This is a genomic window from Maridesulfovibrio sp. FT414, from assembly GCF_050916235.1.
GTDB lineage: Bacteria > Desulfobacterota > Desulfovibrionia > Desulfovibrionales > Desulfovibrionaceae > Maridesulfovibrio.
Genome location: NZ_CP104854.1, coordinates 4,068,473 through 4,093,401, shown reverse-complemented (window position 1 = coordinate 4,093,401; position 24,929 = coordinate 4,068,473). Strand labels below are relative to the sequence as shown.

Sequence of the window (24,929 nt, the reverse complement as noted above, 5' to 3'; positions counted from 1 at the left end):
ATATTAAATTCACCGGAGAATTAATATGTTTGCTTTTCCTGATTGGATTGAAGAATTTCAGGTAGAGGACAACCTTTTTGCCGAAGCTTATGAAGCCACCGAACCACGGTTGCGGGCGTGGTTGAAGAAGACAATTGCCCAGGTTTACGGGGTAAACGCTCCGGAAAGTCCCCGTAAAAGCTGGACCGTCAACACCTGGCCGGGTGGATTTGAAACTGAAGTTTCACAAAGGCCGCTGGATTGGACCGTCATGCTTATCAACGAGGGTAGTGTGTCTCCGGTTAGAATTCTGGCGGCCCTGGTTCCGGCTCTTGCAGCCGGTGTGAAGAACGTGCTGGCGATTTATGAGGGGCAAGGTCATATCCCGCAATCCGTTCTTGCTGCATTTGAGCTGGCTGGGCAGGAGGATATCGTTCGGCTTGAACGGGACAGGCTCGAAGAGTTGCTCACAACGATTGCAGTCGGGGGAAGCTGCGGAGCTGTGCTTGATATGCGCCAAGATGCGAACCTTTTTTTGAACTCTCCTTATGTGCGGTACTGGCGGGCTCCGTTCATTTCAAGTATATCTGTATGTAAAGATGAAGAATCTCCGGATATGGATGCTCTTGCTTTTGCCCATCCGGATGTTGATTTTATTGATGTGGACGAGGATTCCATCGCCGAATGTTCCGGAGACTGCGCTGTTGTCCCTGCCGAATTTGTCGGAGAAGCACTGGTCTCTTTCCGCACCGTTCTGGCTTATGGACAGGAAGGGTGCTGGATCTGGAATGATTTCGGCAGCCGTTTCTTCCGGCAGGAATCCATAGCTCTAGCTGTTGCTGAATAAGATTTTCACACTGGGAAGGTGTATTGTGACTGCGAAGCCTGATTTCTCCGCAAAGGGTATTGGTAAAATTAGAAATATCGGAATAATAGCCCACATCGATGCTGGCAAAACGACCGTGACAGAACGAATGCTTTACTTCTCCGGCAAGATCCACAGACTTGGAGAGGTCCACGAAGGGACAGCCACAATGGACTACATGCCGGAAGAACAGGAGCGGGGTATAACCATAACATCTGCAGTGACTACCTGTTACTGGGGACAGAACACCATTAACATTATCGATACGCCCGGACACGTTGATTTTACCATTGAAGTGGAAAGATCACTTCGTGTGCTTGACGGGGCGATAGGGGTCTTCTGCGCAGTTGGAGGTGTGGAGCCGCAATCGGAAACCGTATGGCGGCAAAGTGAACACTACAAGGTTCCCAAGCTTGTTTTCATCAACAAAATGGACAGGCTAGGAGCTGATTTCGAAGCCGTTCTCGAATCAATGCGTTCAAAACTCGGCATACGTTCCGTACCTCTGCAGATCCCGGACGGTGGTGGAGAAGATTTTTCCGCTGTATACGATGTGATTCATATGAAAAAGCTTGTGTTCAATCAGGCAGTCAATGGCGAAGAGTTTGATGCATTTGATCTTGAGGAAGCAGATAAAAAAATTGTTACTCCCTGGCGCGAACGCATGTGTGACACCCTTTCAGAAGTGGATGACGAGTTCATGGAAAGGTATCTTGAGGATGATATTGATCCTACATACATCGAATCCGTTATTCGTAAGGCCACCCTTGCTTTAAAAATTGTGCCGATATTTACCGGTTCTGCCTTGAAAAACGTTGGCGTGCAACCGCTTATGGACGGCGTCGGAAAGTACCTCCCAAGCCCGCTTGAAGTACCAAAGCTGGCGGGAATTGATCCCAACACCGGAGTAAAGCGTGTAATTGATCCGGTTGTTTCCGGGCCACTTCAGGCTCTTGCTTTCAAAGTTCTTATGGACGCGGGCCGCAAAATGGTTCTTATGCGCATTTATTCAGGAAAAATCCAGTCAGGCGAGACACTCAGAAATTTCACTCAGGGAAACACTGAAAGAGTAGCTCATCTTTTCAGGATGCACGCCGGAAGAAAGGAAAGCATTGATGTTGCTGGAGTAGGAGACATTATAGCCGTTGCAGGTTTCAAGGATGTGCGTACCGGAGACACTCTTTCCAGCGGAAATGATCCCATAGTTCTTGAGCAGATCGAACTGTATAAGCCAGTAATTTCCATGGCAATTGAGCCCCGCAACTCGGATGAATCTGAAAAGCTGGAAGAGGTTCTGGACAAATATCTGCAGGAAGACCCGACTTTGAAACTGCAGACAGATGAAAATACAGGCCAGATAATACTTTCCGGCATGGGTGAGCTGCATCTTGAAGTTGTTCTGGATCGATTGCGCCGCGAATATAAACTTGACCCAAGGGCTGGCAAGCCTCAGGTTGTCTATCAGGAAATTCCCGGCAGATCAGCAGAAGCAGAGGAAGAGTTCGACAGGCTTCTTGGAGATGACCGGCATTACGGATTTGTCCGTCTAGGAGTGGAGCCGCTTGATCGGGGTGCCGGGCGCGACGTTGTCTTCGAAATTGATACCGCCCAGTGGCCAGCAGAGTGGATGGACGCAATTGCTGAAGGCATTGACGACGGACTTCAGAGCGGTGTCATAAAGGGCTTCCCGGTTCAGGACATCAAAGTAAGAGTTCTTGAAATCCGCAGAAGAGACGGTCAGTCCAGCGTTCCCGGATACCACATGGCTGCGGCAAAGGCTTTGAAAACGGCCCTTGGAACGTCATCACCTCGTCTCATGGAACCCATTATGGACGTTGAAATATCCGTTCCTGATGAATTTGTTGGCGATGTAATCGGTTTGCTCGGCTCAAAGGGAGCGCGTATTGAAAATATGCTCGACCGCAATAAACTAAAAGTAGTTCAAGCTCTTTCCCCGCTTAGGAATATGTTCGGTTTTTCAACTGAATTACGGTCTTCAACGCAGGGACGTGCAGGATTTGTAATGAAGTTTCACAGTTTTGACGTACTGGATTGATAGTTTCTTTATAGAAATAAGTTATTCTCCACCACCGGAGCCTCCCTAGGGTGACTGCTTGCTCTTTGTCTGGTTAAAATCTATTACTAGAGTTGAGGGAGGACGGACGATATTATCGTCGGTGATCGGAGTCATATAATTGCGTAGCGCGCTTACACATCCGAACTGCTGATCTTTCTGATCTTGCGGAGGAGGTGTTGATTTGCTTTCAAAGGGAAATTGATGTCCAAAGAATACAGCCGCATTGATAAATTCAAAAGACTTCTCAAGCTTTACTATCTTAAAGTGATGAGGATAAACGCATCTCCGCATTATATTGCCATGGGCATAGGATGCGGAGTTTTCGGGGGATGCTTTCCCGTAATTCCCGGATTACCATTACAGACTGTAATTGCCATTACCGCCGCATTCTGTACTCGAAGCAGCAAAATTGCGGCTGCGATCGCCACATGGATTTCAAACCCCTTCAACTGGCTGTTATTCTACTACGTCCAGTACAAAATCGGGACCTTCCTGCTTCCCATCGAGGTTCAGTTTGACCCAGCATCCTGGCAGATGACAGACTTTATGGACATCGGCTGGCAGGGACTGACCATTCTTATTTTCGGTGGTTTCATTCTTGGAATCCCTCTTGGAATTATTTCGTATTTTATTACCCTGCATTTTGTCCGCCGGCATCGCAAGCGCAAGGCGCTGCGAATGCTTGCAAGAAGAAACAAAATATAGTTTGGAATCACGGCTGCTGCTTAAGGTAGTGATGAGAACTGATCGAAATAACCATCAAAAGACCCCATAAACCATACGGGGTCTTTTTTTGTTGATCATTTAGTGATAATTGTTGAAATAAATTAATTAAATGTTTAAAAATATATGTGTTTACATTACCACAAAATCTGATCGGGAGTTTCCGTATGTCTGATGATATGACGACTCAAGTGTTCAAGGAAGAAGCCTACGAACTACTTGGAGAACTTGAAACTTCGTTGCTTGAACTTGAGGATGTTCCTGATGACATGGATCTCATCAACAGGGTGTTCAGAGCCCTACACACTATCAAGGGATCCGGGTCAATGTTCGGCTTTGAAGCAATTGCCGAATTTACCCATGAAGTAGAGACTGTCTTCGATAAGGTCAGAAACGGGGATCTTTCAATCACCAAGGAACTGCTGACTATTGTACTTGCGTCCAGAGACCATATTTATTCAATGCTTGAGTCCCCAAGTGGAGAAGGCGATCCTGCTGTAGGGGAGGGTATTCTGGAATCCTTAAAGGATTTTGTTTCCGGCAAATCAGAAATAACTGTTCAGAACGCAGAAGACGTTCAGCCTGAGCTGGTTCCGGAACAACCTGTTCAGGAGAAAGTCATTGTTACCCCCACTGAGCCTTCCTCCAAGCATGAAAAACTGTACCAAATAGCAATTACACCTGATTCTGGAAGCAACGTCTCAGGCGAAGCCCTGACTCCCCTGATGAAGGAACTTTCCAACATCGGACATATCCGTTCAGAAGTATTTCATGCAGGAAAAGAAGGAAGCAAGGGAGATCAGTGGTGGGATATCTTATTTGAAAGCAATGCGGAAAGCCTTGCGGTTGAGGAAATATTTTTCTTCACCGATGTGCCCATCAGCGTAAAAATACGCGAAATTGCACAGGATGACTTTGAAGAACCTGTTGATGCTGAACTCGATGATCCGGATGATTTTGAACCCAAACCAATTAAAAAACTGGGTGAGATTCTTGTGGAGCGCGGGGACGTTCCTGCTGAAGCAATAAGTGAAGTGCTTGCAGATCAGAAACCCCTTGGAGAGCTCCTTACCCAGAAGGGTGTCGTCAGTAAGGAAAAAATTGACAGTGCCCTTGCAGAACAGGCCGCAGCTAGGGAATTCCATTCATCCAAGAAAAAAGCTGATGTTTCTTCCTCCATAAGGGTCTCTGCTGAAAAACTGGATTACCTGGTTGACCTAGTCGGTGAACTGGTGATCGTTCAGGCACAGATAAGCCAGGTTGTGGGTGAAAAGGGAGATTCTGTCCTTACTGCCCTGTCTGAAGAATTGGAGCGCCTCTCCGATGAGCTGAGAGACAGTACACTGGGAATCAGGATGCTGCCTATCGGTACAACATTCAGCAAGTTCAGAAGACTTGTCCGCGATTTGTCGGAAGAACTCGGAAAGAAAATCGAGTTGCACACAAATGGAGCTGAAACAGAGCTTGATAAAACGGTTATCGAACGACTTGGAGACCCTCTGGTTCACCTGCTTCGCAACTCGATTGACCACGGAATTGAGCAGCCAGACATACGAAAATCCAAAGGTAAGCCGGGCAAGGGGACAATTACACTTTCAGCAGAACATTCAGGCGGTGACGTTCTGATCATCATTGAAGATGACGGTAAAGGTATGTCCAACGAGGCAATCAAGGCCAAAGCAATTGAGAAAGGGCTAATTTCCGCCGATGCCGAACTTTCACCCAAAGAACTGTTCAATCTTATTTTTGAGCCGGGTTTTTCAACCGCGCAGAGTGTAACAAATGTTTCCGGTCGCGGTGTTGGGATGGACGTAGTAAAAAGGGCGATTGATTCGCTTCGCGGCAGCATAGATATTGACAGCACGGAAGGTAAGGGTACAGTAATAACCATAAGACTCCCCCTTACTCTGGCAATAATTGACGGATTGCAGGTTCGGGTGGAAGACGGTTATTATGTCATTCCTCTTTCACTTGTTGAAGAATGTGTGGAGCTTACACGAAAAGATGTAGAAGACGCGAACGGGCAGCAATTTGTTAACCTGCGCGGCGAGATTGTGCCATACATCCGAATCAGGGAATGGTTTGACATTGAAGGCGAGTCCCCGGCCATAGAGCAGATCGTAATCACCGGGCTTGAAGGTAATAGGGTCGGTGTAGTTGTCGATACTGTAATCGGTGAGCACCAGACAGTAATCAAGAGTCTTGGACGGGTCTACCGTGATGTGGAAGGCATATCCGGTGCGACCATTAAGGGGGATGGAACCCTGGCCCTGATTTTGGATATTCCCAAGCTGTTCCGTACAGTTCTAGCTGAGTTGAGAGCCGCAAGCTGATAAACAAACCGAAAATATAGAGGATAACAGCCGGTGACACTGACACCGAAGATGAGCGATGCTGACTTTCAAAAGTTCAGCACCTTGATTAAGGGGGAATTCGGCATCAAAATGCCATCCTCCAAAAAAACAATGCTTGAAGCCCGATTGCAAAAAAGATTACGGGCCCTTGGATTCGCCTGCCATTCCCAATATTGTGACTACCTTTTCAGTCCTGGGGGATTTGAAAAGGAACTCACGCAGCTCATAGACGTGGTTACGACTAATACCACGGATTTTTTTCGTGAGCCAAAGCATTTCGAAATGATGCTCAGCACAGTTCTGCCTGACCTTGCACAAAGGGTGACCAGACCATTAAAAGTCTGGTCTGCAGGATGCTCAAGTGGAGAGGAACCCTATACGATTGCCATGGTACTCTCTGAATTCGCCGAAAGAAATCATAACTGCAAATTCTCAATACTTGCCACTGACATTTCAACTGACATCCTGCGCAGAGCCATGAATGCTGTCTATCCGATGAGCAAGGTGGAAGTTATTCCTATGGCTCTGAAGAAAAAATACCTTCTCAAAAGCAAGGACAAAACCAAACAACTCGTCAGAATAGCACCAGATCTTCGAAAACTCGTGGATTTCAGAAGACTTAACTTTATGGAGCCTTTCCCATTCAAGGATCAGAAAGATATAATATTCTGCCGTAACGTTGTCATATATTTTGATAGAGCCACGCAGGAGCAACTGTTCAAGAAATTCTGCACCCAGCTACATAAGGGCGGATATCTTTTCATCGGGCACTCTGAAAGCATTTCAGGGATGGACCTTCCTGTAAGGCAGTTGGCACCCACTGTTTATCAAAAGGTATAGGTATGAATAAAACCAAGGTTCTGATTGTTGATGATTCTGCACTGGTCCGTCAGACACTGCAGAAATTATTTGAAACCGACCCTTCAATAGAAATTGTGGGGAATGCGGGAGATCCTTTTGCTGCGGCTGAAATTATGAAAAGGGTGGTTCCGGATGTAATCACCCTTGATATTGAAATGCCTAAAATGGATGGGCTAACATTTCTTCGCAAACTAATGACTCAACACCCTATACCGGTTGTCATTTGTTCCACGCTGACTGAGAAAGGTTCTGAGTGCTACATGCGTGCACTGGAATATGGGGCTGTTGATGTCATAACCAAACCTAAAATCGGGACAAAACAATTCTTCGAAGAATCCAGCATAAGGGTGTGCGATGTGGTAAAAGCAGCAGCATTGACCAGACCCAAAAAACTTTCGGCAAGGCCTATGGCTGTGCAGCCTAAACTGAATGCGGATGCGATGCTCCCTAAAGCACGACCAAGCACATCGCTTCAGACAACTGAGAAAGTTGTCCTCGTAGGTGCTTCAACCGGAGGTACCGAAGCAATTCAGAATTTTCTGACCCGTATGCCTCGCGACTGTCCCGGCATTGCAATTGTTCAACACATGCCTGAAAAGTTTACTGCAGCCTTTGCAGCACGCTTAAACTCATTGTGTCAGATCACGGTAAAAGAGGCCGTTGACGGTGACAGCATTCTGCGCGGACAGGCCCTTATTGCACCCGGCAATAAGCACATGCTGGTTAAAAGGTCCGGAGCAAGATACTATGTTGAAATTAAAGACGGTCCGTTGGTAAGCCGGCACCGGCCATCTGTTGACGTACTCTTCAGATCAGGCGCTATCAGTGCAGGAAAAAATGCTGTTGCTGTCATTATGACGGGAATGGGCGATGACGGGGCAAAAGGGATGAAAGAAATGCATGAATCCGGAACTTACACAATAGCTCAGGATGAAGCCTCGTGTGTTGTATTCGGCATGCCCCAAGAAGCAATCAAAGCCGGCGGGGTGGATAAAGTTGTTTCCCTGAATAATATTCCTAACGAAGTCATTTCCCGCACAAGATAATTTAATTAAATAATCAACGATCCAGACTGGAAGCAGTTATATGCTTTCCATGTCTGGATTGTTTGCGGACAACTTTCGCACTTATAATTTTCCTCATCTGATTTTTCCCTCCAAGCCATCTATGCACGTTTGCTGCATGTATTTTCTTATATTGCATATCTTAAAGTATTATCTTCGCCTCTGGACATTTTTTGTGCATTTATAGTACCATTGCCTAGTTAGAATTCCTAAGTTTGAATGGAAGCATGAAGTATGTGACAGTTGCGTTACTAAAACTGTTTTCCCACTGATACAACATGATCTTTTAAGTAAATTCCGGGCGGAAAGTATGATTTTAAAAAGAGTTGTTAAATATTTATGTCCGTCTGTGCTTATTCTGGTTGCTCTTTTGTGTTACTCTCCAGCAAGTGCTGAACCAATCCTTGTAGAAGGCGATTTCAATTACCCTCCGTATGAATTTTTGGACAACGGGATACCTTCAGGTTTCAATATCGACATAGTACGAGCAGTTGCGGCTGCAGAAGATCTAGACATCCGAATACAACTTCATAATTGGGCGGATGTTGTTAAAAGTCTGGAAAATGGAGAATGTGACGTAATCTCAGGGATGTTCTATTCTAAAGACAGATCTGAAAAATTTGAATTTTCAATGCCGCACAATGTTGTTTCCCATTCTGTCTTTGTTCGCAAAAATTCTTCTATAAAATCAGTTAAAGACATAAAACGGCACGAAGTCTTAGTTCAACGCAGCGATATAATGCATGAATATGGATTAAAAAATCTGCCTGAAGCTAAAATAATCCCAGTAGAATCTCAGGAAGATGCTTTACTGCTTTTATCTTCAGGTAAACATGATGCAGCCTTACTTGGCAAACTGCAGAACCTTTATAAAGCGGAAAAAGCAAAGCTGACAAACATTGTAGCTGTGGGCCCGATATTTGCCTCAGAGGATTATTGTTTTGCTGTAAAAAAGGGAAATACCAAATTAATATCCCAACTGAACGAAGGATTAAATCTGATAAGAAAATCTGGTGAATATGACCGTATTTATAAAAAATGGTTTGATATTTACGAACGCAAAGGAGTTTATCAGGAATTTGTAAAATATGCCGTTATGATTCTGACTCCGCTGCTTATCTTCCTGTTTTTCTTTATTTTACTGACATGGTTCCTCCGTAATAGAATAAAAAAGAAAACGCATGAGCTGACAGCAGAACTGATAGAGCGCCAGCGAGCCGAAAAAGAACTCATTACTGTGCAAGGTTACCTGACCAGCGTAATTGATTCCATGCCATCAATACTGATTGGGGTGGATAAAAATTGCAACATAACTCAATGGAATAAAGAAGCTGAACGTGTTTATGGGGTCCGTCAAAGTTCAGTAATAGGTTTGCCTCTTGATCTCGCTGCCCCTCACTTGGCATGTGAAATGGAAAGGGTAAGAGAGGCTCTTAAAACCGGTGAAATGCAGGCCTCCCCCAGAATGCGTAGTTATATTGAAGGAAGAGCTAAATACGAAGACGTGACTGTATATCCCCTTAGGTCAAAAGGAGTTGAAGGTGCTGTTATACGTATTGATGATATTACCGAAAGAATAAACCTTGAGCAGATGATAATGCAGAGCGAAAAAATGTTGTCTATAGGTGGACTTGCAGCAGGAATGGCACATGAAATCAATAATCCACTTGCTGTCATTTCTGGCAACGCGCAAAATATTAAACGCAGAGTTTCTACTACAATAGAAAAGAACATTGAAGTAGCTGAGCAATGTGGAACTACTGTTGAAGCCATGTATAAATATTTCGAAGAGCGCGGAATAAACAGAATGTTGGACAGCATAATAGAATCAGGAAACAGAGCTGCCAAAATAGTAGTTAATATGCTCAGTTTCAGTCGTAAAAGTGATAAAGTAATGACTGAACACAATATAGTTGAAATACTTGATAATACGCTAGAATTAGCATCAAGTGATTATGACCTGAAAAAAGAGTACGATTTCAAAAAAATCATTGTCGTCAGGGAATATGAAAAATGTATCCCGCAGATCTGTTGTGAAAGTAATGAAATTCAGCAGGTATTCCTGAATCTATTCCGGAACGGAGCGGAAGCCATGGCTGAAAAGACTTACAACATAGATGTTCCAAAATTTATTTTGAGAGTGAAAAAAATAGGAGAAATGGTGCGTATTGAGATTGAAGATAACGGACCAGGCATGAAAGACGAGACCTGCAAAAGAATATTTGAACCATTTTATACTACCAAAGACGTTGGACAGGGGACAGGACTAGGGCTGTCAGTTTCATATTTTATCGTTACTGACCATCATAAGGGGACCATGGAGGTCGATTCCATGCTCGGACATTGGACCAAGTTCACCATTAAGCTTCCGATAAAAATGAATTGTGTATTATGATCCAAGTCTTCAGGAACCTTTCTTAACAGGAGCCGTTAGCATGAATGTTGTTATTACTGGCGGAACCGGTTTTATAGGTAAAGAGTTGAGCAGGGCACTTGTCGCCAAGGGCTTCACAGTTTTTTCGTTGACCAGATCAAGCAGACCATCAACTATTCCAGGGGTGCGAAATGTTGTGTGGGATGGACAAAGCTCAAATGGCTGGGAGGACTATGCCGACAGGGCTAAAGCTATTGTAAATCTTGCCGGAGACAACATCGCTTCAGGACGCTGGTCCGCCTCCAAGAAAGAAAAAATAGAGAAAAGCAGGTTAAATGCGGGCAGGGCAGTCTGTGAAGCAGTCTCTCGCGTCCGAGTTAAACCGGAAGTGGTGATACAGGGCTCCGCTATCGGTTATTATGGTCCGCGAGGGCCTGAGCCTGCTAACGAAGAAAGCCCTGCAGGTAATTCTTTTCTGGCGGATGTAGCGCGTAAATGGGAGCAATCCACCGCTAAAGTTGAAAACCACGGGGTAAGAAGAGCTATAATCCGCACCGCAATGGTTCTTGGAAAGGGAGGAGCTTTGTCCAAAATGATACCTCCCGTAAAATCCGGCTTTGGAAGCCAGTTGGGTAATGGAGACCAAGGGGTATCATGGATTCATCTTGATGATGAGGTTAGGGCTATCATCTATCTCATCGAAAACAAGGATTGCCGTGGGGTGTACAACCTGAGTTCAATCCATCCGGTTACATCTAACAAGTTCAACAATTCATTGGCCAAAGTTCTGAACAGGAAAATCCGACTACGCGTCCCCGGTTTTGTTTTAAAACTTATACTTGGAGAAATGGCTGACGAGATTCTTCTGGGTGGCCAGTTTGTTTTGCCTGAAAGATTGATTGAGTCAGGCTTTCATTTCGAATATCTAGAAGTTGAGGATGCCTTACGGAGTATCATAGATTAGTCATAGTATATATACATGGCTGTTTTATTCGTAACACAATTGAGATTATCAATGCCGCTATACGGTGTAGCCCACATTAAAAAATGGAGGTTACACCGTGTTTAAAACAATACTTGCTGCTGGAACCATTTTAGCCCTGAGTGCAGGGATGGCTGTTGCTTCTGAATTTGAAATTGAAAAATATGAAATCGACACTCCCGTTAAATTCAATGTACCCTACAATGGGAAATACTCCACTGAGTTCCCGGAAGGTTTCCCCATCGGCATAGGATCCGGACTGACCTATATTGGAATGGGTAAAGACGGTTCCAGGATCTTTTATGCCATTGGTGATCGTGGCCCCAACGCGGATAGCCCGTATGTCCGTTTAAACGGAAAGAAACTTCCTTCCAAGGTTTTTCCATCCCCCAATTTTACTCCTTCCTACGGAGCTGTAGCCCTCAAAGACGGCAAAGTTGAATTGCTGAGCACTATTAAGATAAAGGATTCCAAAGGCAAAGCAATCTCCGGGAGACCTATTACTCCGGGAACTGTCGGTTCCACAGGGGAAATACCTCTTTCCGACTCCTATGAAATTCTTAAATATGATCGCGAAGGTCTCGACACTGAAGGCATCGCTATTGACCGCAAGGACGGAAACTTGTGGATATGCGATGAATACGGACCTTTCATTGCCAAAATGGAAGTCAATACAGGCCGGATAATTAGAAAATATGGCCCAGGCGAAGGTCTTCCGGAAATTGTAGGAAAACGTCAGCCCAACCGTGGAATGGAAGGCATTGCTGTTACTCCTTCAAACAAGGTAATGGGAGCAGTGCAGTCAATATGCGATATTGATGGAAAGCCTGCCGAGAGCAAAGCTCCCTTCACCAGGCTTGTTCTACTTGATCCTGAAACAGGTAAAACCAGTATGTACGCTTATCCCGTTGACGTTGATGCCTACAAGAAATGCATGGACGTCAAAATAGGCGACCTTCATGCTGTAAGCGATACCGAATTCCTCATTATTGAGCAGGGTAAGGGCAAAGATGGGCTGCGCAACATTATTTATTTGATAGACATCAAAGACGCCACCGATCTGACTGGAAAGAAGACAAATGCCGGAAAAGAACTCGAAGCGGTTTCCGGAGCAGAAGAACTGAATTCCCTTGGGATTCGTATGGTCTCCAAAAAACCTGTTATCAGCTTGCGTGAACATGGATGGAAGCCCAGTAAGGCAGAAGGGCTGGCCCTGTTGCCGGACATGCGCACCATAGCTGTCTGTTCCGACAATGATTTCGGATTCGGTGCAAAAGAGGTTGATCCAGTCATGGACAAAGACGGGAAACCTGTAAAAAAAGCGACGAAATACCTTATTGAAAACGGTAAACTGACCTATGGCGGACAGACAGTCTCAACTTCTTTCCAGCTTGAAAGTACCGGAGAAAAAGCTGGTTTCTGGATGATCAGGCTACCTAAAAAAATCAGTCAGTACTAACTCTTTTACGATTTCACTACGCAAATCATAAGGCCCTGAATATATGAATATTCAGGGCCATTTTTATAGCAAGACCAGTGGAAATAACGTCGGTCTTTCACGAAAGGATTCACCTTTCTCTATTCAAAACAAAATTGAGCAACAATCTTAATCAGCCCGGTAATGACATCCGATGCTGTCCTTGTTCCTCAGGGCAGCAACGGTGACTGTCAAAGCCGCCTGTGATCCATGAAACAGGTCGATAATCGGCCTGCTGATGGGAGTGCGTTTATAAAATGAACGCAGGTTTCTGTTGAGGTTCTGCAGATCGTCAATGGCCCGGTTGAGCCTTGCAGTAGATCTGGTAATGCCTACGTAGTTCCACATTACACTGCGGATGAACATCCAGTCCTGTGCAATAAGGGCGGGGTCTTCATTGGAATTATTACCGGGGCTTTCCCAGTCCGGGATAGCTTCAAGCAGCTTTTTGCTTAACGCGTTCTTTTTAGTTGCCTTGCTTCCAATTTCCTCTCCTGCAGAATATCCCCAGAGCATTCCTTCCAGGAGGGAAGTGCTTGCCAGACGGTTTCCGCCGTGGAGCCCGGTACATGAACATTCTCCGACAGCATAAAGCCTTTCGATTGTTGTTCTTCCTTTCTCATCCACAAGTACGCCGCCGCAGAAGTAATGAGCAGCAGGAACAACCGGAATAGGCTGCTTGGTAATATCAATTCCATTCTCGGCACATTTACCATAGATGGTCGGGAAACGTTTGGTCAGATCATGCTTAACGTGGTTGGCTGCATCCAAATAGACACATTCCTCCTCAGTACGGAGCATTTCCTCGAGAATGGAGCGGGTGACAATATCACGCGGAGCAAGATCAGCCCTCGGGTCATAGCGATGCATGAACGCTTCACCTGATGAGTTAATCAGTTTTGCACCTTCACCACGAACAGCCTCGGAAATCAGGAATCGGCGGCTGGCCCGTGAACGAGTGCCCTGATAAAATGCCGTGGGATGAAACTGAACCATTTCCGCATTAATTACCCTGGCCTTAGCGCGGTTCGCCATAGCAACGCCGGACCCGATAGACCCTGTAGAGTTGGTTGTGTGCAGATAAATCTGTCCCAACCCACCGGTTGCCAATACGGTCTGATCCGCAAGCACTGTTTCAACCACATCGCGGGATTCATTGTAAACATATGCACCCAGACACTTGTTGGTCAGGCTGTACATGAACTCAGGTCCCCGGGCGTGGTGATGACTTGTTATCAGGTCAATGGCTGTCCGGTTGGTACAGACCCTGATGTATGGATGATCGACAACACATTTACTGAGAATCTCCATTATGGTCTGCCCGGTATGGTCTGCACAGTAAAGGATGCGTGGCACAGCATGACCGCCTTCACGTGTCAGACTGTAATTCCCGTCATCATCCTCATGAAATGGGATGGGATATTTTTCAAGCAGCAGTTTCTTAAGAACTATGGGGCCATGTTTGGCAAGAAAACGCACGGCCTTAATGCTGTTATAGTTCCAACCTGCAGTGAATATATCTTTTTCAAGTTTTTTAGGGGTGTCTTCCGGGCCGGTATAGACAATACCGCCTTGGGCAAGCCTTGTATTACCGGTAAAGAGATCATCCCCCTGAGTTAATAATGTGACTTCAACACCTTTTTCTGCTATCGTCAGAGCTGATATACATCCGGCGATTCCTGATCCGATTATTAAAACCTCGGTTTTCATTCGGTTTTCCTGCATGCCTTATATCTCATAAAACGGCAGCCTTTTCAGGTTCCGGCTAAAGGTTCGATTTTTTTACGAGCAGACCTCAAGCATTCTTTCAAGGGCTATTTTAGCGGGCTTCCTGATAGCATCCGAAACATCCTCGTAAGGAGTTGCTTCCAGATTCACCAGAAGATTCGCAAGGTTTTCTTCCGTGATTTTAGCCATGTTGCTGCATACGCTGATTCCTAACGGAATTATATTCTTGGCCGGATAGATATTCTTCAACCTGTTGACCAGATTGGTTTCTGTTCCGATCACGATGGTTGTTCCGGCAGGCGCCTCATCAACATACTTGATTAGGTACGATGTGGAACCGCTCCCGTCGGCAGCACGGACAAGCTCCGGAGGACACTCAGGATGAACAACGATCCTGCATCCAGGGTAGTCAGCTCGGAACTGTTCAATCTGGGCAAGCTTGAATCTCTGGTGAATTGCGCAGAGACCGGGCCAGATCAGAAGTTGCTTATCCTTGGTGGCTTGAACATCAAACTGTAAACCTTTACCACGGATATCCAGAATCATGCGTTTTTCAGCCGGAATGCCCAGCTTGTCCGCCGTGTTCAAGGCGAGGTTTCTGTCAGGAAGAAAGAGAACAGCATCGCCCTGTTCAAGTGCCCAGCTGAGCATTTTCTCAGCATTGGCTGAAGTACAGACGGATCCGCCGTGTTTTCCGCATACGGTTTTTACGGCAGCAGGGGTGTTCACGTAAGCCAACGGAATGATTTTACGCCCGGTTTCTTCAAGAATCCTGGTCAGGACATTGTCCACTAGCCATGCAGGAGCCATATTGGCCATTACGCATCCGGCGCTTGCATCAGGAATGTAAACCTTCTGATCATCCCGCCTTACAATAGCGGCAGATTCGGCCATAAAATGCACCCCGCAGAACACAATGTACTGCGCTTCAAGTTTTTCGATCTGTCTGGCAAGCTCAAGGGAGTCGCCTTTCAGGTCGGTATGACGGATTATTTCATCCGACTGGTAGTGGTGCCCTAATATGGCCAGCTTCTTTCCATATTTTTTCTTCTGCTCAGTAATAATATCTGAATACATCTACCTTGTTACCTACATAGATATGATATTCATGCTCATGTCAGAGCATTTTGCAGAGTGGGTGATCCTTCCTACGGAGATATAATCCGGACCGGCTTCTGCCAGCGCAGCGATGGTCTCAAGGGTCACGTTTCCGCTGATTTCTGTTTCGATGTCATCAGGAATGGTCTCGATAGCAGCCTTCGCTTCATCAAAGGTCATATTATCAAGCATGATGCGGTCTACCTTGCAGGCGACGGCCTCATCCACCTCTTCCTGATTACGGCATTCAACCTCGATGGGCGGGCAATTTTCGTATTTTGCACGAAGTTTTTCAACGGCCATGGTGATTGAACCGGCGCGGTCGATATGGTTGTCCTTGAGCATGAGCATTTCCACCAGGTTGAGGCGGTGATTCTTTGCTCCTCCGACCAGAACGGCGTATTTTTCAGGATAACGGAGTCCGGGAAGAGTTTTGCGGGTATCCAGGAGGATTGTTTCGCAGTGATCAAGGGCATCCACATATTTACGGGTTTCAGTGGCGATTCCGGACATGTGTGAAATGAAGTTGAGGATTACCCGTTCCGCCTTGAGGAGCAGGGCTGCAGGCCCTTGGATGGCGGCAATGAGTGTTCCAGTGGAGATTTTTTCACCTTCATCCACATTCAGGTGCACCTGACACTTCTGTTCCTGGTCTGCAAACTCAAGAACAAGGTTGATCAGGGGCAGTCCGGCTACAACGGTATCTTCCTTGGCGATTATCTGAGCCGTGGCTATATCCTCCGGTTCAAACAAGCCCAGAGAGGTCAGATCCGGGCCGTCTTCGCTAAGAGCTATTTTGATTGTGGCCAGAAGAAACATTCTTGCTTCGGCCTGAAAGAAGTCGTTAAATAGGTTTTTATTCATATTATTCCTGTTAATTTTTTGTAACATTATGTTTGAGGTCATGTAACGAAAATTGGTAGCCGTTTTTATCAAGCAATACAAGGGCTGAGAAGGATTTCACAAAGTAAGTTATATCATTTAAAAGAGTCATAGATTTTGACCTTTCATTGTATTTGGGATAGTTGGTAGCCCCATGACAAAGGCTAAAGGAATACCCGAACCACTGCGGCAATGGCAGGAGAGTGGAAAAGGACTGGCTGGCGATGTTGACCAGCTTGTTCTTGATGCTCTGCACCCTGCAGACGCCGCTGACCATATTGAAGAACTCGGTCTGGAGGAACAGGTCAAGTTCATCAAGCAGCTTCCCATAAAGGATGCCGCCGAGTCCATCGCCGAGATGGAAAAATATGATCAGCGCGATCTCATCAAACGCCTCAATGTGGGATTTGCGGCCCGAATACTTGAGTACATGTCGCCTGACGATGCGACAGACATCCTTGAAGGGCTCGACGATGACCACCGGGAAACCCTGCTGCGGCAGATCAAGGCGGAGGAACGAGAGGAAATCTCGACCCTGCTGACATTTGATCCAGACACCGCAGGAGGTGTTATGACTACCGAGGTGGCGGTTGTTCGCGACGACATGACCGTAGATCAGGCCATCGCCGCCATCCGCCGTGAAGTGGAAGACAAGAGTATTCCTTACTATGCCTATGTTGTCGACCGCCGCAACCACCTTCTTGGTGCAGTATCAATGCGTGACCTGCTTATCTCAAGGCCGGGCAAACGTTTGACGGAACTCACTGAGAACCAGCACCTGATCTCTGTCACCTACAATGTGGACAAGGAAGAGGTAGCAAGGCTCATTGCCCACTACAACTTCCTTGCGATGCCGGTTACCGATTTCGACCACCGTTTCATAGGCGTTGTCACTGTTGATGACGTTATCGACATCATCAATGAAGAAGCCAGCGAAGACATGCAGTCCATGGTTGGTGCGGCAACTGACGAAACAGTTGATTCGCCCTGGCGCTATTCCGTTCGCAAACGTCTGCCATGGCTGGTTATCAACGTAGCAAACTCAGCTGTATCCGCCTGGGTTGTCCATCTTTTTGAAGGAAATATTGCCAAGATGGCCATGCTCGCAGTTCTTATGCCCATTGTTGCCAACCAGGCCGGAAACACAGGACAGCAGGCTCTAGCGGTTATGATCCGCCAGTTTGCAACGGAAAAATTTGATCGCAAGAAATCATGGGAAGCCGTTTTTCGCGAATTAAAAATAGGTCTCGTCAACGGAATCTGCGTTGCTCTTCTGGTGCTTATGGCTGTCTTCATGCTTACCCACAACCACGCACTGGCCATGGTTATGGCCGGTGCACTATTCATTGATATGGTTCTAGGAGCAATTGTTGGGGGGGCTATTCCCATTGTCCTCAAGGAATTCGGACGCGACCCGGCACAGGCTTCATCAATTTTCCTTACCACGATTACCGACAGTTTCGGCTTCCTGTCTCTGCTCGGTCTTGCTGGTGTTTTTTTGCTTTAGCTCAAGAGTCTACAAATAATGCCCGGATATAAAGTTCATGTCAGCGGATCAATTGTGGCCGGAATTCTGGTGCTGCTCCTGCTGGTTAATATCGGAATGTATATTATTGATCCGCAGCAGGTGGCCGTATTGCTCATGTTGTGTATTCTCGGAGCACTATTCCCGGATATAGACACGGATTCCAAAGGGAAACGCCTGTATTATTCCGGAATGCTGACCCTTTCACTGGCCCTTATTTATTTCAAGGAGTTCAAGTGGGCGGCTTATCTGGGAATCCTTGCCATGCTGCCCGGAATAAGTGCCCACCGGGGATGGACTCACACATGGTGGGCAATGCTCATAGTCCCAATGCCCATGCTCATCCTCCCGTATTATGTTTACGGGCATGATTTTCCAACCCTGCTTCCCTACTATGTTGCTTTTGTGACCGGGTATTTCTCGCACCTGCTGTTGGACAGAGAATTCTAGCAATTTCGGTTTCCTGAAAGGAAAAAGCCCCTGCAGTCTTGCGACTGCAGGGGCTTTATTTATACCAAGCTCTATCGAACTAGGAAAGCTGAGACATGAGGGTCTCTTTGATAGAATCAATGGAGCCTTCGCCGTTGAGTTCGATGTACTTGAAGCCAGCTTTAGGAGCCAGATCTTTGTAGAAGTATGCAGCAGCAACAGTACCGGTGTTGTCATCGTAGTAGATGTCGTGACGCTTGTTGATTGCATCTTCGTCCTGGTCGTCTGCACGAGAGGAGAGAGCACCACCGCAAACGCGACATTTGTCACCGTTGGGCTTGATAGCGTCGATGAAGATGTTGTTGGGGTGGTTGGGATCGTTTTCGCAAAGGCGACGGCCCATGATGCGGTTTTTAGCAACTTCGCGGGGCAGCAGGATTTCGATAACGTAGTCGAGTTTTACGCCGTCTTTTTCAAGGGCTTCCCAGAGCTTTTCAGCCTGAACGATAGAACGGGGGAAACCGTCGAGCAGCCAGCCGTTTTCGCCGGAAGACTGGAGAACGTCGAGAACCATGGGGATGGTGATGTCGTCAGGAACGAGTTCACCCTTATCGATGTATGCCTTGGCTTTCATGCCGAGTTCGGTTCCGCCGCCGATGTGTTTACGGAAGATAGCACCGGATTCGATATGATCAAGGTCGTATTTTTTCTTAGCCAAGGCACCCTGAGTACCTTTACCGCTACCGTTAGGTCCAAAAATAAGAATATTCATCTGTTGTCCTCCTAAAGAATTAGTAACAAAATTCACAAAGTTCTAAACCTTGCCGTCCACCCTGTCAATGCTCTTTATCACTTTGAATAAGAGTCCTTTTTTGCTGACAGCAACCTCTTTGTCTCCGGGAAATTGTACAACTGAACCTGATTTACGGGCCAGATAAGCCTGATCAAGACGGAATAGAGAGTCCGCAAGAGCATGCCCTTTACCCAAAGAATCCAATATAACCTTGTAAACACGCATTCTTAGAGCCTGATGACAATTGTCCAAAATTGAACAAGGAATCAATTTCCCGCCGGAATCGTCATCCTCAACACGCGAGACGGTTTTATCAACTTCGCAGGCCCAGAAAGCCTCATCCAGCTCAGCCTGATTTTTCAATCTGAGGATACCACTTCCGAAACTTGGATTTTCCTCATAAAACAGCGGCATAATCTTATGCCTGACCCTGTTGCGGGTATAATCCATAGAGTGATTGGATTCATCCTCGCGCCATGGGCAGCCAAATGAGTTAAGAAAAGCCATAAGGTCTTCTTTAGATGTCGAAAGCAGCGGTCGCAGCAATTTGCGCTTTGAGTCGTAGGCATCCATACCAGCCAACGCCGGCCATCCGGCTCCACGGATCAACCGCATAACGACATCTTCACTAAGATCATCCAGATGGTGGGCCAGCAGTAAAAAATCGGCATTATATTTGTTCAGGCAAGACTTGAAGAAATCATACCGTAGTATTCTCCCTGCTTCCTCAAGCCCAATGGAATTGTCTGCAGCATACCGCTTCACATCAATCTTCACAGACTCAAGGGGAATCTGCAGAATTGAACAAAGCTCAGCGACAAAACGGGCATCTTCAATGGAGGCCTCACGCAGACCATGGTCCACATGAGCACAAAAAACCCTGCCACCCGATTTACTGGTGAGCAGGGTTGAAATTACCAGAAGGGCAGTTGAATCAATACCCCCCGAAACACCTACCAGAACTGGTCTGGCGGCGAATTCACTTCCACATTTGCTGTTGCCGAATTTCTCAATATTCAGGCAGAATCTAGCCTGTTTCGGTTCAAGCTCCTGCAGGGATCGGGGCAATTTTTCAATCATGACTTTATTAGAATGTATTCTTACCCGTTGAACAGGAAGAGCGGGTAACAGTCCCGATTTAACAGGCCACTCCGAGATCTGCAATGAACTGGTCGAGATAGTTCATCATATGATTGCGCTGTTCCGCACTGGCATAAGAGACACAGGAACAGCGGATCTTGTTGCGTGCACGGACAAGCAGTTCGACTTTAATTGATGTCTCAAGAACTTCAAGGGCCATGAAAAAGGGGCCACACTCGCCCATATGTTCTTTCTGCTCTTCATTGAGCATGTCATCGGGAACCGGAAGGTAGAATATTCCTTCAATCGGTCCCTGAAACTCAAGTTCAGTCAGTGCATCGGAAATTTTTTTTACGTCTTCCTCGTATATTTCATCCAGCAGATAATTTCTCATCGATAATATTCCTTTGTTACTCTTCAAGATTACTTTTCTTTTTCCGTCCGCAATGGGCATCCGGTGGAATTGTATCGTTGTCCAGATTAAACATGCGCCGGGCCAGATCAACGAACCTGTCGGCGTTGCCTTCCTCTTCTGTCCTGCGTTTAAGGAAAGATACCGGTTCATGGAGAAGCTTCTTGCCTATGGCCATGGCCATAGTTTCAAGTGCCTTGTGGGTCTTGGGGTCCACGTCTCCGAGGCGCTTGAGTGTCTTGGCGAGTTCCGCCTGTGCTACACGCTCACTGCGGTTGAACAGGTCGACAATGGTCGGCTGCAGATCAAGCGAATTGATCCAGTTGCCGAAAGAGAGAGTCTCAAATTCAACAATGGAGTTGGCTTTGAGAGCCTCATCTTCACGCTGGGCCTTGTTCTCTTCAACAACGTCCTTAAGGTCGTCAATATCGTAAAGATAGACGTTATCGAGGCCGTTTACATCCGGGTCAATATCCCTGGGGACAGCAATATCAATAAAGAACATGGGTCGAAATTTGCGCTTCTTGATAACCTTCTTCATCTCCTTGGCGGAAATGACTGCATGCGGCGCTCCGGTCGAGCTGATAATGATATCAGTATCAACCAGATGCTCATAAAGGTTTTCAAAAGCAACAGGCTTGCCGCCCATATTTTTCGCCAATTCCTCGGCACGGGAAAACGTCCTGTTGGCGATGGAAATATGCTCGATTCCGCAGTTGAGCAGATGGGTAGCTGCCAGCTCGGCCATTTCCCCGGCACCGATAAGCATGGCCCGCTGTCCCTTCAGCTCTCCGAAAATCTTTTTTGCCAGCTCGACAGCGGCATAACTGATGGAAACAGCGCTTGAGGCTATGGATGTCTCAGTACGTACACGCTTTGCCACAAAAAAAGCCTTGTGGAGAATCCGGTTGATTATAACCCGTGCAGCCCCGACATCAACAGCCTTGCGGTATGAATCCTTAAGTTGGCCGAGAATTTGCGGTTCACCAACAATCATGGAATCAAGACTGCATGCCACCCGGAAAAGGTGCTTCACAGCCTTGAGGTTCTGATGACAGTAAACGTTAGGCTCAAGTTCGCTAACGGATCCGCAACATCTGCCAGCCCAATATCTGAGTACATCAGCTTCGGACTTGTCTTCCGAGCATACCACGAGAATCTCGACCCTGTTGCAGGTAGAGAGAGCCATGACTTCGTGCATGCCTATATCTAGAAGTCCACTCTCAAAATCTTCCACAGTGGTCAGAGCGTAACGTTCACGAATATCCACCCCGGCAGAGCGGTGGTTAAGGCCGATAAGATAAATATTATGGTCCATAATCAGACTTTAAAGCTATGGTGAGTGGGCACGAAGAAGTTGATGCCCCACAGTGAGATCATGGTGATCATAAAGACGATGATCACCAGAATCGCCGGTTTCTTGCCTCTCCAGCCGACAACCAGTCGCTGATGAAAAAGGAACGCGAACAGAAACCAGACCACTAAAGTAACAATCTCTTTGGGATCCCATGAAAACATCTTGGAAAAAGCACCGCGAGCCCAGAGAAATCCAGCAGCAAGCCCCAGAGTGTAAAGTGGAAAACCTATGAGAATCGACCAATGGTTCACATTGTCGAAAGTATTCAGAGAAGGCATGTCCTTGCCCATTCCGGTAAGGTTCGCCTTGGTCTTGATCTTGTTGTTGAGATACAGGAATGCAACACCGGCCCCGGCTGCCATTGCCATAAGGGCAATGCTCACGAAAATGGTCCCTATGTGAAGGCCGATGAAAAGTCCCGCCAGATGTGCGGGAAGGGTAACCTTGAGACTTTGAGCTGCAAGGGAAATGATGAAAAGGAGCAGGGCCAGCGGAGACGCTGTTAAGGCAAAAAAAGTGCTGCGAACTTTCCACCAGAGTCCGAAGTAGACCAGAATGAAACTCCAGCCAAGCAGGCTGAAATAAAAATATCCTCCGTCGAGAACGGTTCCTCTGTAAAGAAATACAGCAAGCAACAGATCAAGGGTATGCAGGGCAAATCCGCCGATAGCGGCCATGTTTCCCAATCTTCCCATGGAGCTGCTGTTTTTGAGGCTTCCCGCAAAAAACAATCCGGTGCCCGCCAGATAGCAGGCAATAATTACGTACTGGAATACTTCAAATAAGGTCATCAGTTAGCTCCGGTATGTGTGAAACAAGTTCATCAGGCAGAAATTGGGCCAGAAGTTCATTCACCTGGTCCATATTTCCTGCTTCCAGTTCATCCAAGATCGGAGATGCAACAAGCTGTCTGAACAAAGCGGTGTTTTGGCTTGTTTCCTTGCCAAGGTCAAGGACCATCGGCCTTATTCTTCCCATTAAAGTAATAAAAGCCGCATAATGAGGACCAAAAACATTCTCAAGATCCTGACGTACCTTTCTGGTGAAGGCAGGTGAACATCCTCCGGTAGAAACGGCAATAGTCAGGTCTCCCTGTCGGATGACCGAAGGAACAATAAAATTGCTGCCTTCCGGAAAATCGGCAATATTGCAGAGAATGTTATTCCTGTAGCACAGTTCGGCAATAATGCGATTGATTTCTGTGTTACTGGTGCAGGCAAAGACAATGAATTTTCCTTCCAGATCCTCAGGATCAAAGGGGCGTTGTTCGAAGATTACTCGCGAGTCAAGACACAACGGAGCCATTTCTGGACCTGGTCCGGAAGTATCCAGCACAGTTACGGATTCCGGACCGCACTCCAGAATGGATTTGAGCTTGCGCACGCCGACTGAACCGGCTCCCACGAGCAGACATCTGCGGTTTTCAACTTTAAGAAAAATAGGATAGTAGGTCATAGAAGTCCTGCATAACAAAAGTGTGCCTGCATTGTAAAATGACAAAGTGGCAGTAATAGGATATAGTCATAGTACCCAACTAATTGCTTTAAAGGGATTTTCATGAATCGAGCTCTGATCATACAGCTTACACGCTTCGGAGACCTGGTCCAGACCAAACGGCTGGTTCTGACCCTTCAGAACCGCAATTTCGAGGTACATATCTGTGTTGACCGTTCGTTGAAAGATCTGGCCACCATTTTGTATCCGCAGGCAAACATCCATGCGGTGGTTGCCCACGGAACCGGGATCAAGGGCAGGGGATTTGATTCTGCACTCCCGGTAAATCTTTCCGTTTTCACGACGTTCAAGAATCTGGCTTTCTCGGAAGTATACAACCTCAACTTTTCTCCCATGAACTATGCAGTGGCATCCCTATTTGACCCGGATACTGTGAAAGGACACAGGATGGTCAACGGCCAGCCGATGAAATCCCCGTGGTTTGATCTGGCCTTCAGGCTGGCTGCTGAACGGCGCAATAATATCAATCTGGTGGATTATTGGGCTGCACTCAGCCCGGAAATGATTCCCGCAGAAAAAGTAAATCCTCTGGCTGACCCCAAAGGCGGTGGCATAGGAGTCGTGCTGGCAGGGCGGGAAACCCGCCGTTCCCTTCCCTATGAAGTATTTGCCCCACTGATTCTTGCAGCGCGTTCAGTAAATAAATGCAAAAAAATCTTTCTGCTCGGCAGCAACGCCGAACGCGAGGCAGGGCGTAAGCTGCAGGCCAAATTTCCCGCGTCCGTTTCCGCCGACACAACCAATCTTGCAGGCAGGACTGACTGGCAAGGGCTTGTTGGTGTTGTTTCCGGCCTTGATATGGTTATGACCCCGGATACCGGAACCATGCACCTGGCAGCCCATCTGGGAGTGCCGGTTCTAGGCTTTTTCCTGTCCTCGGCATGGTGTACGGAAACCGGACCATACGGAACAGGGCACACAATCATTCAGGCAGACACAGACTGTTCACCATGCGTAGAATCACAGCCATGCTACTGTAACCTGAAATGCCTTGCGCCTTTCAAGGAACCCGGAGCGGCGCGTTTCATTGCCACGCGAAAGCCTGAACACCTGGTCAGCGGTCTTTCCGTATTCGAATCCGCATGTGACTTTCTGGGCACGAAATTCATCATAAAGGCCGGTAATGATGTAACAGGGGAGCGCAGGGAAAGAATCAGACAATTTATCGGTTCTCATCTAGGAATTCTGGACATCGGCCGACATGGGCCGTTCCCGGATCTGGCAGAAAAATTTTACAGGGAGAAGGACTGGATTACATTAAATAGAGGTGTAATTCTGCCCTGAAACTGACAAATGAGTATGTTGAACTGTATTTCAGCTTAATCAATTATAGATGCGGGCTCATGACCACGGC

21 protein-coding genes are annotated in these 24,929 nt (G+C 46.8%); 12 read left to right on the top strand and 9 right to left on the bottom strand.

What is annotated here, in order from left to right:
• Positions 1-25 precede the first annotated feature (25 nt).
• The 9 genes from N7E73_RS18160 to N7E73_RS18120 all read left to right on the top strand — a co-directional run bounded on the left by N7E73_RS18160 (position 26) and on the right by N7E73_RS18120 (position 12,738).
• The gene (locus tag N7E73_RS18160) at positions 26-826 is read left to right on the top strand and encodes a histidinol dehydrogenase (RefSeq protein ID WP_432736340.1); all 801 of its coding nucleotides are present in this window, start codon (positions 26-28) and stop codon (positions 824-826) included.
• A gap of 25 nt (positions 827-851) precedes the next feature.
• Positions 852-2,900, top strand: a complete 2,049-nt coding sequence (fusA, locus tag N7E73_RS18155) for an elongation factor G (RefSeq protein WP_432736339.1) — start codon at positions 852-854, stop codon at positions 2,898-2,900.
• Positions 2,901-3,122: 222 nt separating this feature from the next.
• The gene (locus N7E73_RS18150) at positions 3,123-3,626 is read left to right on the top strand and encodes a DUF2062 domain-containing protein (protein WP_432736338.1); all 504 of its coding nucleotides are present in this window, start codon (positions 3,123-3,125) and stop codon (positions 3,624-3,626) included.
• 185 nt (positions 3,627-3,811) lie between these two features.
• Positions 3,812-5,977: a chemotaxis protein CheA gene (locus N7E73_RS18145; protein ID WP_432736337.1), complete on the top strand. Its 2,166-nt coding sequence runs from the start codon at positions 3,812-3,814 to the stop codon at positions 5,975-5,977.
• A gap of 51 nt (positions 5,978-6,028) precedes the next feature.
• Positions 6,029-6,838 (top strand): CheR family methyltransferase, encoded by an 810-nt coding sequence (locus N7E73_RS18140; protein WP_432738888.1) that lies wholly within the window; start codon positions 6,029-6,031, stop codon positions 6,836-6,838.
• A 2-nt stretch (positions 6,839-6,840) separates the two neighbouring features.
• The gene (locus tag N7E73_RS18135) at positions 6,841-7,905 is read left to right on the top strand and encodes a protein-glutamate methylesterase/protein-glutamine glutaminase (RefSeq protein ID WP_432736336.1); all 1,065 of its coding nucleotides are present in this window, start codon (positions 6,841-6,843) and stop codon (positions 7,903-7,905) included.
• A 328-nt stretch (positions 7,906-8,233) separates the two neighbouring features.
• Complete coding sequence (locus tag N7E73_RS18130; RefSeq protein ID WP_432736335.1) at positions 8,234-10,318, top strand: transporter substrate-binding domain-containing protein; 2,085 nt, start codon at positions 8,234-8,236, stop codon at positions 10,316-10,318.
• A 40-nt stretch (positions 10,319-10,358) separates the two neighbouring features.
• Positions 10,359-11,261, top strand: a complete 903-nt coding sequence (locus N7E73_RS18125) for a TIGR01777 family oxidoreductase (protein WP_432736334.1) — start codon at positions 10,359-10,361, stop codon at positions 11,259-11,261.
• Positions 11,262-11,358: 97 nt separating this feature from the next.
• Positions 11,359-12,738: an esterase-like activity of phytase family protein gene (locus tag N7E73_RS18120; RefSeq protein ID WP_432736333.1), complete on the top strand. Its 1,380-nt coding sequence runs from the start codon at positions 11,359-11,361 to the stop codon at positions 12,736-12,738.
• A 147-nt stretch (positions 12,739-12,885) separates the two neighbouring features.
• Here N7E73_RS18120 and nadB read toward each other — a convergent pair whose 3' ends face one another.
• The 3 genes from nadB to nadC form a co-directional block, all read right to left on the bottom strand.
• Positions 12,886-14,466, bottom strand: coding sequence for an L-aspartate oxidase (gene nadB, locus N7E73_RS18115; RefSeq protein WP_432736332.1), 1,581 nt, complete (start codon positions 14,464-14,466; stop codon positions 12,886-12,888).
• 72 nt (positions 14,467-14,538) lie between these two features.
• Positions 14,539-15,561, bottom strand: a complete 1,023-nt coding sequence (gene nadA / locus N7E73_RS18110) for a quinolinate synthase NadA (RefSeq protein ID WP_432736331.1) — start codon at positions 15,559-15,561, stop codon at positions 14,539-14,541.
• 12 nt (positions 15,562-15,573) lie between these two features.
• Entirely contained in the window at positions 15,574-16,446 is an 873-nt protein-coding gene (gene nadC / locus N7E73_RS18105; protein WP_432736330.1) for a carboxylating nicotinate-nucleotide diphosphorylase, read from the bottom strand.
• Between the two features lie 172 nt (positions 16,447-16,618).
• Between nadC and mgtE the strand changes: the two genes are divergently transcribed.
• Positions 16,619-17,971 (top strand): magnesium transporter, encoded by a 1,353-nt coding sequence (gene mgtE / locus N7E73_RS18100; protein ID WP_432736328.1) that lies wholly within the window; start codon positions 16,619-16,621, stop codon positions 17,969-17,971.
• 18 nt (positions 17,972-17,989) lie between these two features.
• Complete coding sequence (locus N7E73_RS18095) at positions 17,990-18,439, top strand: metal-dependent hydrolase (protein ID WP_432736327.1); 450 nt, start codon at positions 17,990-17,992, stop codon at positions 18,437-18,439.
• A 79-nt stretch (positions 18,440-18,518) separates the two neighbouring features.
• Here N7E73_RS18095 and N7E73_RS18090 read toward each other — a convergent pair whose 3' ends face one another.
• The 6 genes from N7E73_RS18090 to N7E73_RS18065 are packed head-to-tail and all read right to left on the bottom strand — an operon-like array spanning position 18,519 to position 23,515.
• On the bottom strand, positions 18,519-19,190 hold the full coding sequence (locus N7E73_RS18090) for an adenylate kinase (RefSeq protein WP_432736326.1): 672 nt from the start codon (positions 19,188-19,190) through the stop codon (positions 18,519-18,521).
• A 42-nt stretch (positions 19,191-19,232) separates the two neighbouring features.
• On the bottom strand, positions 19,233-20,291 hold the full coding sequence (tilS, locus tag N7E73_RS18085; RefSeq protein ID WP_432736325.1) for a tRNA lysidine(34) synthetase TilS: 1,059 nt from the start codon (positions 20,289-20,291) through the stop codon (positions 19,233-19,235).
• Between the two features lie 58 nt (positions 20,292-20,349).
• Positions 20,350-20,685: a hypothetical protein gene (locus N7E73_RS18080; protein ID WP_432736324.1), complete on the bottom strand. Its 336-nt coding sequence runs from the start codon at positions 20,683-20,685 to the stop codon at positions 20,350-20,352.
• A 16-nt stretch (positions 20,686-20,701) separates the two neighbouring features.
• On the bottom strand, positions 20,702-22,021 hold the full coding sequence (gene hemA, locus N7E73_RS18075; RefSeq protein ID WP_432736323.1) for a glutamyl-tRNA reductase: 1,320 nt from the start codon (positions 22,019-22,021) through the stop codon (positions 20,702-20,704).
• Between the two features lie 2 nt (positions 22,022-22,023).
• On the bottom strand, positions 22,024-22,851 hold the full coding sequence (locus N7E73_RS18070) for a cytochrome C assembly family protein (protein ID WP_432736322.1): 828 nt from the start codon (positions 22,849-22,851) through the stop codon (positions 22,024-22,026).
• On the bottom strand, positions 22,838-23,515 hold the full coding sequence (locus N7E73_RS18065) for a precorrin-2 dehydrogenase/sirohydrochlorin ferrochelatase family protein (RefSeq protein WP_432736321.1): 678 nt from the start codon (positions 23,513-23,515) through the stop codon (positions 22,838-22,840). The genes N7E73_RS18070 and N7E73_RS18065 overlap by 14 nt, the downstream gene beginning before the upstream one ends.
• Before the next feature lie 102 nt (positions 23,516-23,617).
• Here N7E73_RS18065 and N7E73_RS18060 point away from each other — a divergent pair, with 102 nt between their 5' ends.
• On the top strand, positions 23,618-24,859 hold the full coding sequence (locus N7E73_RS18060; RefSeq protein ID WP_432736320.1) for a glycosyltransferase family 9 protein: 1,242 nt from the start codon (positions 23,618-23,620) through the stop codon (positions 24,857-24,859).
• Positions 24,860-24,929: the final 70 nt, after the last annotated feature.

Excerpts from the sequence above, each read along its gene's own strand:
- N7E73_RS18160 (WP_432736340.1), top strand. The coding sequence starts at position 26 with ATGTTTGCTTTTCCTGATTGGATTGAAGAATTTCAGGTAGAGGACAAC.
- N7E73_RS18150 (WP_432736338.1), top strand. The coding sequence starts at position 3,123 with ATGTCCAAAGAATACAGCCGCATTGATAAATTCAAAAGACTTCTCAAG.
- N7E73_RS18145 (WP_432736337.1), top strand. The coding sequence starts at position 3,812 with ATGTCTGATGATATGACGACTCAAGTGTTCAAGGAAGAAGCCTACGAA.
- N7E73_RS18140 (WP_432738888.1), top strand. The coding sequence starts at position 6,029 with ATGAGCGATGCTGACTTTCAAAAGTTCAGCACCTTGATTAAGGGGGAA.
- N7E73_RS18135 (WP_432736336.1), top strand. The coding sequence starts at position 6,841 with ATGAATAAAACCAAGGTTCTGATTGTTGATGATTCTGCACTGGTCCGT.
- N7E73_RS18130 (WP_432736335.1), top strand. The coding sequence starts at position 8,234 with ATGATTTTAAAAAGAGTTGTTAAATATTTATGTCCGTCTGTGCTTATT.
- N7E73_RS18125 (WP_432736334.1), top strand. The coding sequence starts at position 10,359 with ATGAATGTTGTTATTACTGGCGGAACCGGTTTTATAGGTAAAGAGTTG.
- nadB (WP_432736332.1), bottom strand. The coding sequence starts at position 14,466 with ATGAAAACCGAGGTTTTAATAATCGGATCAGGAATCGCCGGATGTATA.
- nadA (WP_432736331.1), bottom strand. The coding sequence starts at position 15,561 with ATGTATTCAGATATTATTACTGAGCAGAAGAAAAAATATGGAAAGAAG.
- nadC (WP_432736330.1), bottom strand. The coding sequence starts at position 16,446 with ATGAATAAAAACCTATTTAACGACTTCTTTCAGGCCGAAGCAAGAATG.
- mgtE (WP_432736328.1), top strand. The coding sequence starts at position 16,619 with ATGACAAAGGCTAAAGGAATACCCGAACCACTGCGGCAATGGCAGGAG.
- N7E73_RS18095 (WP_432736327.1), top strand. The coding sequence starts at position 17,990 with ATGCCCGGATATAAAGTTCATGTCAGCGGATCAATTGTGGCCGGAATT.
- N7E73_RS18090 (WP_432736326.1), bottom strand. The coding sequence starts at position 19,190 with ATGAATATTCTTATTTTTGGACCTAACGGTAGCGGTAAAGGTACTCAG.
- tilS (WP_432736325.1), bottom strand. The coding sequence starts at position 20,291 with ATGATTGAAAAATTGCCCCGATCCCTGCAGGAGCTTGAACCGAAACAG.
- N7E73_RS18080 (WP_432736324.1), bottom strand. The coding sequence starts at position 20,685 with ATGAGAAATTATCTGCTGGATGAAATATACGAGGAAGACGTAAAAAAA.
- hemA (WP_432736323.1), bottom strand. The coding sequence starts at position 22,021 with ATGGACCATAATATTTATCTTATCGGCCTTAACCACCGCTCTGCCGGG.
- N7E73_RS18070 (WP_432736322.1), bottom strand. The coding sequence starts at position 22,851 with ATGACCTTATTTGAAGTATTCCAGTACGTAATTATTGCCTGCTATCTG.
- N7E73_RS18065 (WP_432736321.1), bottom strand. The coding sequence starts at position 23,515 with ATGACCTACTATCCTATTTTTCTTAAAGTTGAAAACCGCAGATGTCTG.
- N7E73_RS18060 (WP_432736320.1), top strand. The coding sequence starts at position 23,618 with ATGAATCGAGCTCTGATCATACAGCTTACACGCTTCGGAGACCTGGTC.